At 69.3% G+C, this 15,797-nt stretch carries 14 protein-coding genes; 7 read left to right on the plus strand and 7 right to left on the minus strand.

What is annotated here, in order from left to right; all coding sequences use genetic code 11:
- Positions 1-150 precede the first annotated feature (150 nt).
- Entirely contained in the window at positions 151-1,191 is a 1,041-nt protein-coding gene (locus CHC02_RS22385) for a histone deacetylase family protein (protein WP_089393609.1), read from the minus strand.
- 225 nt (positions 1,192-1,416) lie between these two features.
- Here CHC02_RS22385 and CHC02_RS22390 point away from each other — a divergent pair, with 225 nt between their 5' ends.
- Complete coding sequence (locus CHC02_RS22390; protein WP_089393610.1) at positions 1,417-3,840, plus strand: DUF3772 domain-containing protein; 2,424 nt, start codon at positions 1,417-1,419, stop codon at positions 3,838-3,840.
- 226 nt (positions 3,841-4,066) lie between these two features.
- Here the strand turns inward: CHC02_RS22390 and CHC02_RS22395 are convergent, their stop codons facing one another.
- Positions 4,067-5,998, minus strand: coding sequence for a DEAD/DEAH box helicase (locus tag CHC02_RS22395; protein ID WP_089393611.1), 1,932 nt, complete (start codon positions 5,996-5,998; stop codon positions 4,067-4,069).
- 85 nt (positions 5,999-6,083) lie between these two features.
- Positions 6,084-7,361, minus strand: a complete 1,278-nt coding sequence (gene fabF, locus CHC02_RS22400; protein WP_089393612.1) for a beta-ketoacyl-ACP synthase II — start codon at positions 7,359-7,361, stop codon at positions 6,084-6,086.
- Positions 7,362-7,514: 153 nt separating this feature from the next.
- Here fabF and CHC02_RS22405 point away from each other — a divergent pair, with 153 nt between their 5' ends.
- On the plus strand, positions 7,515-8,000 hold the full coding sequence (locus tag CHC02_RS22405; protein WP_089393613.1) for a GFA family protein: 486 nt from the start codon (positions 7,515-7,517) through the stop codon (positions 7,998-8,000).
- Here CHC02_RS22405 and egtB read toward each other — a convergent pair.
- Positions 7,997-10,114 carry an ergothioneine biosynthesis protein EgtB gene (gene egtB / locus CHC02_RS22410; protein ID WP_089393614.1) on the minus strand — a complete coding sequence of 706 codons (2,118 nt, stop codon included), beginning with the start codon at positions 10,112-10,114 and terminating at the stop codon, positions 7,997-7,999. The genes CHC02_RS22405 and egtB overlap by 4 nt on opposite strands.
- 253 nt (positions 10,115-10,367) lie before the next feature.
- Here egtB and bla point away from each other — a divergent pair, with 253 nt between their 5' ends.
- The 3 genes from bla to CHC02_RS22425 all read left to right on the plus strand — a co-directional run bounded on the left by bla (position 10,368) and on the right by CHC02_RS22425 (position 11,954).
- Positions 10,368-11,249, plus strand: coding sequence for a class A beta-lactamase (gene bla / locus CHC02_RS22415; RefSeq protein WP_089393615.1), 882 nt, complete (start codon positions 10,368-10,370; stop codon positions 11,247-11,249).
- A gap of 149 nt (positions 11,250-11,398) precedes the next feature.
- The gene (locus CHC02_RS22420) at positions 11,399-11,671 is read left to right on the plus strand and encodes a type II toxin-antitoxin system Phd/YefM family antitoxin (RefSeq protein WP_089393616.1); all 273 of its coding nucleotides are present in this window, start codon (positions 11,399-11,401) and stop codon (positions 11,669-11,671) included.
- Complete coding sequence (locus tag CHC02_RS22425) at positions 11,649-11,954, plus strand: Txe/YoeB family addiction module toxin (RefSeq protein ID WP_244160949.1); 306 nt, start codon at positions 11,649-11,651, stop codon at positions 11,952-11,954. Before CHC02_RS22420 ends, CHC02_RS22425 begins: the two co-directional genes overlap by 23 nt.
- An 18-nt stretch (positions 11,955-11,972) precedes the next feature.
- Here the strand turns inward: CHC02_RS22425 and CHC02_RS22430 are convergent, their stop codons facing one another.
- Positions 11,973-12,440, minus strand: coding sequence for an RES family NAD+ phosphorylase (locus tag CHC02_RS22430; RefSeq protein WP_089393618.1), 468 nt, complete (start codon positions 12,438-12,440; stop codon positions 11,973-11,975).
- Positions 12,440-12,898: a type II RES/Xre toxin-antitoxin system antitoxin gene (gene parS, locus CHC02_RS22435; RefSeq protein ID WP_089393619.1), complete on the minus strand. Its 459-nt coding sequence runs from the start codon at positions 12,896-12,898 to the stop codon at positions 12,440-12,442. Before parS ends, CHC02_RS22430 begins: the two co-directional genes overlap by 1 nt.
- Before the next feature lie 468 nt (positions 12,899-13,366).
- On the opposite strand from parS, the gene CHC02_RS22440 reads away from it, so the two are divergent.
- Together CHC02_RS22440 and mdtI are read left to right on the plus strand one after the other, a co-directional pair.
- A complete protein-coding gene (locus CHC02_RS22440) occupies positions 13,367-13,732 on the plus strand; it encodes a multidrug/spermidine efflux SMR transporter subunit MdtJ (RefSeq protein WP_089393620.1) in 366 nt (121 codons plus the stop codon).
- Positions 13,720-14,049: a multidrug/spermidine efflux SMR transporter subunit MdtI gene (mdtI, locus tag CHC02_RS22445; RefSeq protein ID WP_089393621.1), complete on the plus strand. Its 330-nt coding sequence runs from the start codon at positions 13,720-13,722 to the stop codon at positions 14,047-14,049. Before CHC02_RS22440 ends, mdtI begins: the two co-directional genes overlap by 13 nt.
- A gap of 263 nt (positions 14,050-14,312) precedes the next feature.
- On the opposite strand, the gene gabP is transcribed toward mdtI, so the two are convergent.
- Positions 14,313-15,713, minus strand: coding sequence for a GABA permease (gabP, locus tag CHC02_RS22450; RefSeq protein ID WP_089393622.1), 1,401 nt, complete (start codon positions 15,711-15,713; stop codon positions 14,313-14,315).
- Between the last annotated feature and the right edge of the window lie 84 nt (positions 15,714-15,797).

Consider the following 15,797-nt stretch of genomic DNA (forward strand, 5'->3'; position numbering starts at 1 on the left):
CTGTTTACGATCTCGCGAGCTAGAGCAGAACAAGGCAAAAACAGGCGAGGGACGGACCGGGCTCGCGTTCGAGTTTAGGCCGCTAAATGAGCATCACTCGCCTGTTTTTAACGCAGTTATGCCGACGCGCAGCAGATCGTAGACAGGTTCTTAGCGGGCGGCGCCCTCGTAACCCTGCAGGACGTTGACCGCGTTCACCCCGATGGCTTCCACCGCGTAGCCGCCTTCCATGATGAACAGCGTCGGCAGGCCCAGGGCGGCGATGCGTTCGCCCATGCGCAGGTAGTCCGGGGAGTCCAGCTTGAACTGGGAGATCGGGTCGTCCTTGTAGGTGTCCACGCCGAGGGATACCACCACCGCGTCCGGCGCGTAGGCGGCGATCTTGCGGCAGGCATCCTCCAGGGCGGCGGACCAGCCGTCCCAGCCGGTGCCGTGGGCCAGCGGGTAGTTGTGGTTGAAGCCCTCGCCCGCCCCTTCGCCGCGCTCGTCGGCGTGGCCGAGGAAGTACGGGTACTCCACCAGCGGGTCGCCGTGGATGGAGGCGAAGAGCACGTCGCCGCGATCGTAGAACAGCTCCTGGGTGCCGTTGCCGTGGTGGTAGTCGACGTCGAGGATGGCCACGCGCCTGGCGCCCTGGTCGAGGAAGGCCTGGGCGACGACGGAGGCGTTGTTGATGAAGCAGTAGCCGCCCATGAAATCGCTGCCGGCGTGGTGGCCCGGCGGGCGGCACAGGCCGAAGGCGGTGCGCGCGCCCTGGCGCATGTGGTCCTGGGCGGTCAGCGCGACCTGCGCCGAACTGTAGATGGCCTGCCAGGTGCCGGCGGTGATCGGCGCCTCGGTGTCGAAGCTGTAGTGGCCCAGCTCGCCCATCAGCGCGGTGGGGATGGGCCCGTCGCGGCGCAGGCGGCGGCCCGGGAAGGTGGTGGAGACCAGGTCGCCGGTGTGGCCCTCGGCGGCCCAGCGGGCCCAGGCGCCCTTGAGGAAGGCGACGTATTTCGGATCGTGCACGCGGTGGATCGCATCCAGGCCGAAATCCTTCGGCGCGATGATCTCGCCGAGGTTCTGCGACTGCACCCGGGCCAGCACGGTGTCGGCGCGGCTGGGCATTTCGAAGCAGGGCTGGAGCTTGCCATCGACCAGTTCGGACTGGCCGAAATGCAGGCGATGATCGTCGCTGTAGACGGTCAACATGAATAAAACCTCTCGGCTTTGTTGTTCTTGGTGGGGGGATTCTGCCCATTCGGGCGGCCTCGGCTGAACGGTGGCAGCGGCCAAAAGGGGATTGATATGGCCAACATTTATGGCCCTTTACCACAGCGCCCCTTACCATTTCCCATCGGCTCGCTATGCTCTGGAGAATGGCTGCCGGCCTTGTCGGCCGGCCGGCGTGCACCTGTTGAACGCAAGGAAGGAAAGATGTCGGGGGACCGCAAGATCCTGCTCCGTTGCCTGTTGATCCTCAGCCTGTTCTGCGCCGGCTGGGCCCTGGCCGCGCCCGCCCCGCAGGTGCCGGCCGAACTGCCGGTGCTGGCCGAGGACGCCGGCCTGCCGGCCCTGGCCGAACGCCTGGAAAGCATCCGCCAGGGCGTCTCCGACCAGGTCGGCGACGACGACCTGGCACGCCTGCGCCTGGCCACCCTGGACGTGCAGAAGCTGGCCGGCCAGCACGGCGAAGAACTGCAGGCGCGCCTGGACCGCCTCTCCGACCAGCTCAACGTGCTCGGCCCGCCGGCCGAGGGCGAGGCCGCCGCGCTGGCGGTGCAGCGCGTCGAGCTGAGCCGGCAGAAGGCCGAGTTGCAGGCCCAGGCCACCCAGGCGGCGGACATCCTGCGCTCGGCCCAGGACCTGGCGGCGCAGATCGTCAACCTGCGCCGCAGCCTGTTCAACTCGCAGATCGCCATGCGCTCGCCGCCGCCCTTCAGCCCGACCTTCTGGTCCACCCTGACGCGCCCCACCGACGACGACCTGGCGCGCCTGCGCAACCTGGGCGACAGGTTCGGCGCCGGCCTCGCCGCCACCTGGCGCGACGCGCGCCTGGCGCTGCTGGTCTGCCTGGTCGCCGCCGCGCTGCTGTGGACGCCGGGCCGGCGCCTGCTGGAAAGGTTCGCCAGCTACCTGGTCAGCCGCTTCATCCCCGAGGGCCGCCTGCGCCGCAGCAGCCTGGCCCTGGCCACGACCCTGGCCAGCGTGGTCACCCTCGGCGGCGCCGCCGCGCTGGCCCGCCAGGGCCTGGACTGGAACGGCAGCCTCGACAACGGCCTGGCCGCCCTGGCCGACCAGATGGTCACCCTGGCGGTGTTCAGCGCCTTCATCACCGGCCTCGGCCGCGCCCTGCTGATGGTCAGGCGGCCGTCCTGGCGCCTGCTGCCGATCCCGGACCAGGCCGCCCAGGCGGTGGCGCACTTCCCCGGCCTGCTGGCCATCGTGGTCATGCTGCTCGGCGCCCAGGACCGCATCAACAGCAGCATCGGCGCCAGCCTGGCGCTGACCGTGGCGGTCAACGGGCTCACCGCGCTGCTGATCGCCGTGCTCTTCGGCATCGCCCTGCTGCGCCTGCGCCGCAGCGGCGAGGAGGACGAGGAACACCCGCGCCCGGCGCTGGCCGGGGTGATCCACTTCGCCGCCCTGCTGGTGGTGGCGCTGATCGTCCTGGCGCTGCTCAGCGGCTACCTGTCGCTGGCCTTCTTCCTCGCCACCAAGCTGCTGTGGGTCAGCGCCGTGGCGGTGATCGGCTACCTGCTCACGGCCTTCTTCGGCGACCTCTGCGACACCCTGCTGTCGCCCCGCCAGGCCGCCGGCAAGACCCTCGCCCGCGCCCTGGGCCTCGCGCCGCAGCACCAGGCCCAGGCCGCCACCCTGCTGGCCGGGGTGGGCCGCACCCTGCTGGTGCTGATGACGCTGATGGTGGTGCTCTCGCCCACCGCCAGCAGCCCCGACGAACTGCTCGCCGGCGTCGAGCGCCTGGCCCAGGGCGGCCAGGCCCTGGGCAACCTCAACATCGTCCCGCAGGACATCCTGCTGGCCCTGCTCACCCTGCTCGGCGGGCTGTTCGCCCTGCGCCTGCTCAAGCGCTGGCTGGCCGAGGAACTGCTGCCGGAAACCAGCATGGACGCCGGCATGCGCGCCTCCCTGGTGACCCTGGTGGGCTACCTCGGCTTCGTCCTGCTCGGGCTGCTGACGCTGTCGGCGCTGCGCATCAACCTGACCAGCCTGACCTGGGTGGTCAGCGCCCTGTCGGTGGGCATCGGCTTCGGCCTGCAGGCCATCGTGCAGAACTTCATCAGCGGCCTGATCCTGCTCACCGAGCGCCCGGTGAAGGTCGGCGACTGGGTCAGCCTGAGCGGCGTGGAGGGCGACATCCGCCGGATCAACGTGCGCGCCACGGAAATCCAGCAGGCGGACAATTCCACGGTGATAGTGCCCAACTCCCAGATGATCACCCAGAACGTGCGCAACGTGACCATGGGCGGCGCCCTGGGCAGCGTCGGCATCAGCCTGACGCTGCCGCTGGACACCGACGTGCACAAGGTCCGCGAACTGATGCTGGCGGCCTACGCCGAGCACCCGGCGATCCTCGAGACGCCCAGGCCCTCGGTGAGCTTCACCCAGCTCACCGACCAGGGCCTGACCCTGGCGGCCAGCGGCAGCGTCAGCAGCCCGCGCGGCGTATCGGCCGCCCGCAGCGACCTGTTGTTCAGCATCTTCGGCAAGCTGCGCGCGGAAGGCATCAACCTGGTGGCGCCGCGGAGCTTGCGCCTGGTGGGGGATGGGAAGGGGTTGGTGGAAGAGCCCGCTGCGGGTGGGTCGGGTGAAGAGCCCAAGAGCCCCTCCTCTCCCTGAAGGGAGAGGGTTAGGGAGAGGGAGCAGAGTAAACCCGAAGCACTGTTACCCCCGGGTAACACCATTCGCCAACAAGAGCCAGGCGCCCCCTCGAGCCTTGTAGGGCGCATAACGCCTACGGCGTTATCCGCCATCGTGCCCAGGCACCGGCGGATAACCGCGAACGGTTATTCGCCCTACGGTCACGCCGCCTCCCCGCGGTGGAGCAGGCCCACGTAAAGAACCTTTACCCCTTCCTCGCCAACAGCGCCGCCGCCCCCTGCGCCTTGCGCGAATACCAGAACACCCGGCTCACCCCGCGGGTAACCGCCACGTAGGCCAGGCGCAGGCTCTCGTCCTGCATCGCCTGGTCGTAGCTGTTGCGGAAGAACCCGCTGTGGGCATACAGCACGTTGCGCAGCGGATGGCGCTCGGGTGGCGCGCAGTCGTCGACGATGATCGCCACCTCCGCCTGCAGGCCCTTGGCGCGGTGGATGCTCATGGCCTTCACCGGCAGCTTGGCGTCGAGTTGCGCCTGGATCTGCTGCAGCGGCTCGTTGCGCCGGCTCAGCAGCATCACCGCGGTGCTCTCGCGGCTGCCGCGCTGGGCCACGTGTTCGCACTGGGCGCGAATGTCCGCCACCAGCCTGGGCAGGTCGCGGGCCAGGTCGAAGCGGGTTTCCACGCGCACGCCGTGGTCGCCCGGCTGCATCGGCTTGAAGGCGCGGCAGGTCTTGGCCTGCTTGAAGTTCACCTCGGCCAGCACCGCCTCGGCGTCGCGGATCACCGGTTCGATGCTGCGGTAGTTGGTTTCCAGCAGCAGCACCGTGCTCTGGCGGTTGCGGCCCTTGCTGGGGAAGTGCCTGTCGAAGTCCATGAACAGCTCCGGCGAGCTGCCGCGCCAGCCGTAGATCGACTGCCAGTCGTCGCCGATGGCCATCAGGCTCGGCGCCTTGCCGCTGCGCGCCAGGAAGCGGTGCAGGGCCTGCAGCCAGAGGACGATCTGCGGCGAGATGTCCTGGAATTCGTCGATCAGCAGGTGCGTCATCGGCTCGGCCGCTTCCAGCTTCGCCTCGCCTTCGGCGAAGCGCTGGGTGAGCTGCTGGAAGGCGGCGTTGAAGGTGGTCAGGCGCTGGCGCTTGAGCAGGGCCAGGAAGAAGCTCCAGTAGATGGCCAGGGCCTCGAGGAAGATCTTCTCGCGCGTCGAGCAGTCCAGCTCGGCCACCTTCAGGTCCTGCGGGCGCAGGCCGAGGCTTTCCATGAAGCCGGCCTGGGTGTGGAAGACCTCCACCAGCGGCGCCTCGACGAACTCGCCGGGCAGGCGGAACGGCTGGACCGGCGCGGGGCCCGGCACTTCCTCCGGCTTCTCCAGGCCCAGCAGGCGGTGCACCTTGGCGCGGAAGGCGCCATTCACCGCGTAGCATTCCTCGTAGGCCTCCAGCAGCAGGCGCTGCTGCGCCGGGCGCAGGCGGCCGCCGGTGAGGGGGTTGTCCGGCTCGTCGGGGTTCCTCTCCTCCAGTTGCTCGAACCAGCGCTGCTTGCCCAGCAGTTCGCGGGCCTGCACGCCCATGGCCGAATGGAAGGTGCGCACGCATTCGCGGGCGCGGGTCATGTCGAAGGGGTACTGCCAGAAGGCCAGGACGCGCACCAGTTGTTCGCGCAGCTGCGCGCAGGAAGCGTTGGTGAAGGAGATCACCGTGACCTTGTCCGCCTCGATGCCCAGGTGGCAGAGCATGAACACCAGGCGCAGCACCAGGGTGGTCGACTTGCCGGAGCCGGCGCCGGCGAAGATGCGCGCCAGCGGCTGGCGGCAGAGGATCATCGCCCACTGCTCGTCCGACGGCGGGCTGATCACGCCGGCGCTGACCGCCTGGCGCACCCGCTCGCGCATCGCCTCGACCTGCTCCGGGCGCACCGCCAGGGCGCGCGCCGGGTAGATGCCGGCGGGGCCCTGCGCCGCGGGTTTCGCCGGGGCCTTCTCGCCCTCGGCCTTGGGCTTGCGTGGCGCGCGGGGCTTGGCCCCGGCGCCGCCCTGCTTCCTCGCCGTGGCGCGCGGCTTCTTCGACGCCGGCGCCTGGGCGACCTCGTTCTGCTCGCGCAGGTAGGCGGTGGTGCGCGGGAAGTACCGCGCCAGGGATTCGGACAGCAGCAGTTTGTAGCGCCTTACGGCAGACAGCATCGGAAGGCTCCGGCCCTGGAGGATGTCGCTGAATGATAAGGGGTTTCAGTGACGATCCGACAGCGCCGGGCGCCTCGCGTTCGCCTCAGGCGCCGGTCCAGCGCCTGAACAGCACGCTGGCGTTGACGCCGCCGAAGCCGAAACCGTTGGACAGCGCATAGTCCGTCTGCAGCGCGCGTGGCGCACCCCGCACCAGGTCGATGCCGGCGGCGGCTTCGTCCGGTTCCTCCAGGTTGAGGGTCGCCGGGGCCAACTGGTCGCGCAGGGCCAGCAGGGTGAAGACCGCCTCCAGCCCGCCGGCCGCGCCCAGCAGGTGGCCGGTGGCGGACTTGGTGGCGCTCACCGCCACCGAGCCGGTGTCGCCGAACAGCGCGCGGATGGCCGCCAGCTCGCCCTTGTCGCCCACCGGCGTGGAGGTGGCGTGGGCATTGAGGTGGCCGATCGACGCCGGGTCGATGCCGGCCTGGGCGATGGCCAGTTGCATGGCCCGGCGCGCGCCGCTGCCGTCCTCGGGGCCGGCGGTCAGGTGGTAGGCGTCGGCGCTGGTGCCGTAGCCGACCAGCTCGGCCAGCGGCTGCGCGCCGCGGGCCAGGGCGTGTTCCAGCGATTCGATCACCAGCAGCCCGGCGCCCTCGCCCATGACGAAGCCATCGCGCTGGCGGTCGAAGGGCCGCGAGGCCTGCTGCGGATGGTCGTTGAAGCCGCTGGACAGCGCCCGCGCCGCGGCGAAGCCGCCCAGGGCGACGCGGTCGATGGAGGCCTCGGCGCCGCCGCACAGGGCGATGTCCGCCTCGCCGGCGCGGATCAGCCGCGCGGCGTCGCCGATGGCCTGGACGCTGGCGGCGCAGGCGGTCACCGGCGCGCCTATCGGCCCCTTGAAGCCGTAGCGGATGGACACGTGGCCAGCCGCCAGGTTGACCAGGAACGACGGGATGGTGAACGGCGACAGGCGCCGCGGCCCGCGCTCGTCGGTGGTGCGCACGGCGTCGGCGATGGCGCTGAAGCCGCCGATGCCGGAGCCGATCAGCGTGGCGGTGCGCGTCTGCCCGCGCTCGTCCCGGGGCGCCCAGCCGGCCTGGGCCAGGGCCTGTTCGGCGGCGGCCAGGGCGAAGAGGATGAAGCGGTGCATCTTCTTCTGCTCCTTGGCCGGCGCGGCGCGCTCGGCGTCGAAGCCGGCCTCGGCGTCCTCGCCGATGTCCGGTACCCGGCCACCCACCGCGCAGGGCAGGTCGCGGACGAATTCGTCGGCCAGCCGGACGATGCCGGAGCGCCCCTGCAGCAGGCGCTGCCAGACCGTCTCGGTGCCACACCCCAGGGGGCTGACCACCCCGGTCCCGGTTACCACAATGCGTTGTACGGCCATGACTTCACCTGCCTGAGGATGGCTTCGCCATCATTGAATTACGACCAACATATAACATCCCGGGCAACCTGACCATCCGTCGTCGCGCCCGGCGCGGCGGGAGGCGATCGACCACCCTTGCCCGGGTCCCGATCCGTATAGAGGAGATTCGCCATGCGACTGGAAGGTTCCTGCCATTGCGGCGCCGTGACCTTCAGCCTGGAGAGCGCCCATCCCTACCCCTACCAGCGCTGCTACTGCTCGATCTGCCGCAAGACCCAGGGCGGCGGAGGCTACGCCATCAACCTGGGCGGCGCCGCCGCCAGCCTCAAGGTGCGCGGGCGCAAGCACCTGCGCGTGTACCACGCCAAGCTGCGCGAGCCGGGCCAACGCACCCGCACCAGTACCGCCGAGCGCAACTTCTGCGGCGAGTGCGGCAGCGCCCTGTGGCTGTTCAGCCCGGAGTGGCCGGAACTGATCCACCCCTTCGCCTCGGCCATCGACACCCCCTTGCCGGTGCCACCGGAACACACCCACCTGCTGCTGGACTCCAGGGCCCCCTGGGTGGAGGTGGAGAAGCACCCGCGCGACCGGTACTTCGACGGCTATCCCGAGGAGTCCATCGCCGACTGGCACCAGCGCCTGGGCCTGGAGCGCTAGGCCTGCAGGCGGAACACCGCGAAGGCCGGCTCGGGGCTGGTCCACTGCTCGCGCACCAGCCAGCCGCCGCGCTCGGCCAGCTCGCGGAAGTCGTCGATGGCGTATTTGTAGGAGTTCTCCGTGTGCAGGCGTTCGCCGGCGCGGAACAGGTACTCCATGCCGGCGATGCGCACGCGCTGCTCGACGCGGCTGACCAGGTGCATCTCGATGCGGCCGTGTTCGGCGTTCCAGAAGGCCAGGTGGTCGAAGCGGTCGGGCTGGAAGTCGGCGCCCAGTTCGCGGTTGATGCGCCTCAGCAGGTTGAGGTTGAAGCGCGCGGTGACGCCCTCGGCATCGTTGTAGGCGGCCTCCAGCACGGCCACGTCCTTGCGCAGGTCCACCCCGACGATGAAGCCGGCGCCCGGCCCCAGCAGTTCGTGGGCACCCTGGAGGAAGGCCAGGGCCTGCTGCGGGTCGAAGTTGCCGATGGTGGAGCCGGGGAAGAAGCCCAGCCGCGGGCCGTCGGCCAGCGCCGGGGGCAGCGCTTCCAGGCGGGTGAAGTCGGCGCACAGCGGCTCCACGCGCAACGCCGGGTAGTCGCGCTGCAGGCGGGCGGCGGCCTTGTCCAGGGCCGCCGGGCTGATGTCGATGGGCACGTAGCGGCCGATCTGCGGCGCCGCGTCCAGCAGCAGGCAGGTCTTCTCGCTGGCGCCGCTGCCGTACTCCACCAGGGTGCAGTCGGCCGGGACGCGCTCGGCGAGGGCCGGGGCGATGCGCTTGAGCAGGGCGGTCTCGCTGCGCGTGGGGTAGTACTCGCGGGTGCGGCAGATGGCCTCGAACAGCTCGGAGCCGGCGGCATCGTAGAAGTACTTGGGCGACAGTTGCCGCGGCGTCAGCGAGAAGCCCGCCTCCAGGTCCTCGGCCAGCTCGCGGGCGCGCGGGTCCAGCGCGGCCTGCTCCGGCAGGTCGCGGGCCAGGCGCAAGCCGGCGAACATCCAGCGCTTTTCCGGGTGGAAGAAGTTGCGGTAGCTGGGCCGCGAGTGCCCGGCCGGGGTGATGCAGGCGCCGCCGCGCAGGACCATCTGGCTGACCATGAACTTGCCGTTGTACTCGCCCACCGCGCCGGCGCCGGGGCGGAAGCCGGGGTAAGGCGCATAGGCGCTCTGCGTCCACTGCCAGGCGGCGTCGTAGAGCTGGCGCAGGCGGCCGTCGCGGGCGGCCACCTCCCATTCCATTTCCGTGGGCAGGCGCGCGCCGGCCCAGTTGGCGTAGGCGCAGGCTTCGTAGTAGCTGACGTGCAGCACTGGCGCCTGCAGGTCCAGCGGGCGCAGGCCGGCCAGGCCGAATTCGTGCCAGCCGTCGTCCTGCCTGCGCCAGTACAGCGGGGCCTGCCAGCCCTCCTCCTGGATTTTCGCCCAGCCGTCGGACAACCACAGCTCGGGGCGGCGATAGCCGTCATCCTCGATGAACGCCAGCCACTGGCCGTTGCTCACCAGGGACTCGGCGATCTCGAACGGCGCCAGGAAACAGCGGTGCGCCGGCGCCTCGTTGTCGAAGGCGAAGCCCTCGCCATCATGGCCGATGCCCAGCAGCCCGCCCTGGATCGCCAGGAAGCGCTGCGGCCCGCAGGCCGAGGGCGCATGCCCCCCGCCATAGGCCGGGGCCAGCGGCGACAGGCTGAACAGGTGGAGGATGTCCATCAGCAGCAGCTCCTGGTGCTGCTCCTCGTGGGCCAGGCCCAGGCGCACCAGGGCCTCCAGCCCGGCATCCGGCGCCCGGGCCAGCAGCTTGTGCATGTGCTCGTCGACGTGCAGCCGGTAGTCGAGCACCCGCTGCAGCGGCGGCCGCGTCAGCATCCCCCGCTGCGGCCGGGGCTGGCGCGCGCCCAGGGCCTCGTAGTAGGAGTTGAACAGGTAGCCGAAGTGGGCGTCGAACAGCTGGTAGCCGGGCAGGTGCGGCTGCAGCAGGAAGGTCTCGAAGAACCAGGTGGTATGCGCGATGTGCCACTTGGCCGGGCTGGCGTCGGGCATCGACTGGGTGACCGCGTCCTCGGCGCTGAGGGGGGCGATCAGTTCTTCGCTGCGCCGCCGCACCTGGCGGTAGGCGTCGAGCGACGACGGGGCCTTGCTGGACATGGGGTGGTCCCCTTTTCCGTGGGCGGGTTCGGCACGCGGGCGGTCGACCTTCGCCGGGGAGAAGGCGCCGCTGCGACGGCAGTCATCGGGTTCGAGCCACGGCCCGGAGCAAAGGTTGCAAGAATCTGCCTTCGGCGCCTGCCTCCCTTGAGGGTAGAAGCGCTACGCCGGCGGCCGGGAAAAACCGATGGGCGTGGCCGCTTGCCCCGCCCTGCCCGGCTGGCCGATAGTCGCCCTTCGACCAGGAGGCAGCATGTTCAACAGAAGACAGATCAACCGCGCGCTACTGCTGGCGCCGCTGGCCGGGCTGCTCCCCGGCGGCGCGCGGGCTGGCGCCGTGCCGGCCGTGGAGCGCCTGAAGCAACTGGAACGCGACAGCGGCGGGCGCCTGGGCGTGGCCGTGCTCGACAGCGGCGACGGCCGCCGCTTCGGCCTGCGCGAGGACGAGCGCTTCCCGCTGTGCAGCACCTTCAAGCTGCTGCTCGCCGCCGCCGTGCTGGCCCGCGTCGACCGTGGCGAAGAGCAGCTGGCGCGGCGCATCGTCTACGGCCGCGGCGACCTGGTGCCCTACTCGCCGGTCAGCGAACGCCACGTCGGCAAGCCGGGCCTGAGCATCGCCGAACTCTGCGAGGCGGCGGTCACCCTCAGCGACAACGGCGCCGCCAACCTGCTGCTGGCCAGCCTGGGCGGCCCCGCCGGGCTGACCGCCTGGCTGCGCGGCACGGGCGACGAGGTCAGCCGCCTGGACCGCAACGAGCCCACGCTCAACGAAGCCCTCCCCGACGACCCGCGCGATACCAGCACCCCACGGGCGATGGTCGCCACCCTGCAGCGCCTGCTGCTGGGCGACGTCCTGCAGAGCACCTCGCGCGCCCAGCTGGACGCCTGGCTGGCGGCCAACAGGACCGGCGACAAGCGCATCCGCGCCGGCCTGCCGCCGCTCTGGAAGGTCGGCGACAAGACCGGCACCGGCGAGCGCGGCACCAGCAACGACGTGGCCATCCTCCGGCCGCCGGGCCGCGCGCCTATCCTGGTGGCGGCCTACCTCACCGGCAGCCCGGCCTCGGCGGAAAAGCGCGATGCGGTGCTGGCGGAGGTTGGGCGGCTGGCGGCGGGGCTGGTGGATCAGCCATAGCACGCGGCGATACCGGCGGCGCCAATGGCTGCGCTTGATCAAAGTACAACGTTCTGTACAATCATTTCGTCCAGCACCGGACCCGCCCTCCGCACTCTTTTCCCGTCGGAAGATTCAATCAGCCCTGGCTTCGCCAGGAGGTACCCGCCATGCAAATTCTGACATTCAGCCAAGCGCGAGCCAGCCTGAAACAGGCCATGGATGACGTATGCCGCGACCATGAGCCGACTGTCATCACCCGGCAAAGAGGCGAACCTGTCGTCCTGCTTTCGCTGGAGGACTACAACGGCATGCGCGAGACCATGTACCTGCTGCAGTCCTCGGCCAACGCACAACGGCTGCATGAATCCATCGAGCAGTTGCGAGCCGGCAAGAGCGCGCCAAGGGAATTGAGCATCAGTGACGACGCAGAAGAAACGTAACAAGGCCGGCGCCCGCAAGACGGTTTCGGTGGCTTTCACCGATCACGGCTGGGACGACTACCAGTACTGGAAGGGCCAGGATCCGAAGATATCCGCAGCCCTGGACCGGCTCATCGGCGAATGCCTGCGTACCCCCTTCAGCGGCACCGGCAAGCCCGAAGCGCTGAAGGGTAACCTCACCGGGTTCTGGTCCCGCCGCATAACCCACGAACACCGGCTGGTCTATCTGTTCGAAGACGGCCAACTCTTCATCGTGCAATGCCGCTACCACTACGACGGCTGACTCGCCTTCCCCATCGGCTCAGGCACGCCCCTGGAACATCCGCTCGTCATAGAGGAAGTCGTAGCTGTCCTCGACCTTCACCTGGGCGATCGCCGGGTGCCGCGGGTTGAGCAGGATGTTCCACTCCAGCGGCAGCACGGCCGAGGGCACTATCAGCCCGAGTTGCTCGCCGGCCCGCAGCCAGCGGGTGCCGTAGTCCATGCTCGGGCGGTCCGCCGGCAGGCTGTTCCAGCCTTCGGGCAATTCGCGGGGGTCGGGCCTGAGGTAGAGGTCGTCGCCTTCCGGGAGCCGGAAGGCGGTGATCTTCAGCGCGAAGGTCGGCCGGCCGCTGGCGTGCACGAAGGTTTCCAGGCAGCAGATGGCCGGCGTCAGGCCCAGGTACACCACGGGCAGGTCGCGATCGTTCCAGCGCCCGCCGAGGATGGCCGCGCCCTGGCCGGAGAGGTCGGTGGCCCGCGTCGCTTTCGCGACTCGCCAGGCCCGCATCAGGCGACCCCGCCCCACTCCAGCGCGTGCAGCACGCGGCGTACCTGGTTGGCGCCTATTTCGGTATCGCAGAGGCTCAGCGGCGTCTGGCCGCCGAGGGCGTCGTTGGGGCGCCCCAGCCACTGGGTCGCGGCGTCCTTGTCCTCGAACACCTGCTCGGCCAGCACGGCCACCGAGGCCAGGCGGTCGAGGCGTTCCGAGGTCACCGCGTCCAGGTCCTGGTCCGCCTTCTTCTTGCGCTCGTAGGTGGACAGGGAAATGTTGAACAGCTCGACGAAGCCCGGGCCGCTGATGCGGAAGGTGTCCCTCACCGATTCGACCCAGCGCCAGCTCAAGCCGTGGCGGATGTGCTGCAGCCGCTGGCTCTCGGTGAGGCTGGCATGGCCATGCACCAGGTTCCAGAACACCGGGGACGGCGAGTCGCTGCGACGACGATCTTCCGTCTTGATGGCCAACATGCGACCTCCTCAAATGATGAAAAACTAACCGTCAAATGAAAGCTACTCCTTTCTGGCGGTTTTGCCCAGCGGGATGGCGGGAACGAGGGCGCCGGGCGAATGAACAAAATATTGCACAGCTACTTTGAACACCCGCTATCCCACATACGGCCCACGTCAAGAAACAAGGGAATCGATCGCCATCAACCCATTGTCTGAGCCTATCGATTTGCCAATCATCCTAAACTCAGGCAATATAGTGTTCATTATGTTGAACAATACGATCCAAACCCGCTTCACTTCCCGCGTGGTCTCCCGCGAGCGCCACTGGACCGGCGACCTCTAGCGCCCTCCCCGAAGTCACGTTTTTGGTGACGATGCGCACGCGCGTCTCGCCGCTCGCCCAGCGTCACCTCCCCGTTCCGACTTTTCCGCCTGGCCCCGCGTCCATTCGCGAGGGCGGCGGCTTGCCCAAGGGAGGGCTCGATCATGCGTTCCTGGATCTATCTGTTCGCCGCCATCGGTTTCGAAGTGGTCGGCACCACCTCGATGAAGCTCACCACCACCCTGGCCCCGCTGTACGGCCACCTGCTGATGTACGCCATGGTCGGCCTGTCGTACTACTTCCTGTCGCTGGCCATCAAGCGCGTGCCGGTGGGCGTGGCCTACGCCCTCTGGGAGGGCATCGGCATCGTCCTCATCACCCTGGTCAGCGTCGCCTGGCTGGGCGAGCAACTGGCCCCGGAGAAGGTCCTGGGCCTGGCCGTGATGATCGCCGGCATCCTGCTGGTCAAGTCCGGCACCCGCGGCAAGCGCGAGCCGTCCGCAGAGGAGGCCGTCGCATGCCGAGCCTGAACTGGATTCCGTTCGCCTGGCTGGGCCTGGCGATAGTGCTGGAGGTGATCGCCAACCTGCTGCTGAAGTATTCCGACGGCTTCCGCAGGCGCGCCCTCGGCGCCACCTCCATCCTCTGCGTGCTGGGCGCCTTCTCGGCCCTGGCCCAGGCGGTGAAGGGCATCGAGCTGTCGGTGGCCTACGCGGTGTGGGGCGGCTTCGGCATCCTCGCCACCGTGGCCATGGGCTGGGCCCTGTTCGGCCAGCGCCTGGTGTGGCGCGGCTGGCTCGGGCTGGGCCTGCTGGTGGCGGGCATGGTGCTGCTGAAGCTGGCCTGACGGAACGAAAACGGGGCGCCCTGTTTTCATTTGGGACTAACAGATACCTGTAGGAGCGGGCCCTGCCCGCGATTTCGCGCGCAGGGCGCGCTCCTACAAGGGCACGGCATACGGGCAACCTGTAGGAGCGGATCTCATCCGCGAATCGCGCCGGGATGGCTGGCTATCGCGGACAAGGTCCGCTCCGGTTGAGCTACGTGCCTCACGGAAACCTGTAGGAGCGAGGAGCCGTTCGCGAGCAAGCTCGCTCCTACGAAGAGCCATCAGCGCTCAGCCACGCTCAGGCGTGTGGCGCCCTGCTCGCTACGCGCACGGCGGCGGGTGATCAGCAGGCCGGAGCAGACGATCAGCACGCTGAGCAGCGCGGTGGCGGTCACTTCCACGCGGTGGTCCGGGCGCAGCAGCATCAGCGCCAGCACGCCGACGATGAACAGGATCACGCCCCAGGTCAGCCAGGGGAACAGCCACATGCGGTACTGCGGCACCTGGCCCTCGGCGTTCATGCGCTTGCGCATGCGCAGTTGCGAGATGGCGATCACCAGGTACACCAGCAGGGCGATGGCGCCGGAGCTGGCCATCAGGAAGCCGAACACCTTGGCCGGCACCAGGTAGTTGGCGATCACCGTGGCGAAGGCCGCGGCGGTCGACAGCAGCACCGCCACCACCGGGGTACCGGCACGGCTGGTCACCCGCGCGACTGCCGGCGCGTCACCACGGCTGCTCAGCGAGAACAGCATGCGCGAGGCGGTGTAGAGCGAGGAGTTCAGGCAACTGGTCACCGAGGTCAGCACCACCACGTCGATCAGCGCCTTGGCGTTGGGCACGCCCAGCACCTCCAGCACGGTCACGTAGGAGCCGTCGGCGGCCAGGCGCGGGTCGGTCCAGGGCACCAGGGCGACGACGATGAAGATCGACAGGATGTAGAACAGGGTGATCCGCCAGATCACCGAGTTGGTGGCCCTGGAGATCTGCTTCTCGGCCGCGTCGGACTCGGCCGCGGCGATGGTCACCACCTCCGCCCCGAGGAACGAGAACATGGTGATCAGCATGGCGCTGAGCACCGCGCCGAAGCCGTTGGGCATGAAGCCGCCGTTGTCCCACAGCCGCGAGACGCCGCTCACCCCGGTATTGGGCAGCAGGCCGAGGATGGCGCAGGCGCCGAGGATGATGAAGCCGACGATGGCGATCACCTTGACCAGCGCCAGCCAGAACTCGAACTCGCCGTAGTTCTTCACGCTGAACAGGTTGGTCACGGTGAGCAGCAGGGTGATGGCCAGGGACAGCACCCAGATGTCCAGCTGCGGCACCCAGCTGTTGATGATGGTGGCGGCGATGTTCGCCTCGATCGGGATCACCAGGACCCAGAACCACCAGTACAGCCAGCCGATGGTGTAGCCGGCCCATTTGCCGATGGCGCGGTCGGCGTAGGTGGAGAAGGAGCCGGTGTCGGGCGACGCCACGGCCATCTCGGCCAGCATGCGCATGACGATCACCACCAGGGCGCCGGCCAGCATGTACGCGAGGATGGCCGCCGGCCCCGCCTCGGCGATGGCGCGGCCGGAGCCGACGAAGAGGCCGGCGCCGATCACCCCGGCGATGGACAGCATGGTCACATGCCGCGATTTCAACCCATGGCTCAGGTTGTTCTTGTTGAGCTGTTGCATGGTCTCACCTTGTAGAGCTGCGTCCCAGCGGCGGAAATGGCCCGGCCCGCCCGTGCGTGGGCACGGGCGGGTACGGGGTCCGTC

It is taken from the genome of Pseudomonas delhiensis (assembly GCF_900187975.1).
GTDB classification, from domain to species: domain Bacteria; phylum Pseudomonadota; class Gammaproteobacteria; order Pseudomonadales; family Pseudomonadaceae; genus Pseudomonas; species Pseudomonas delhiensis.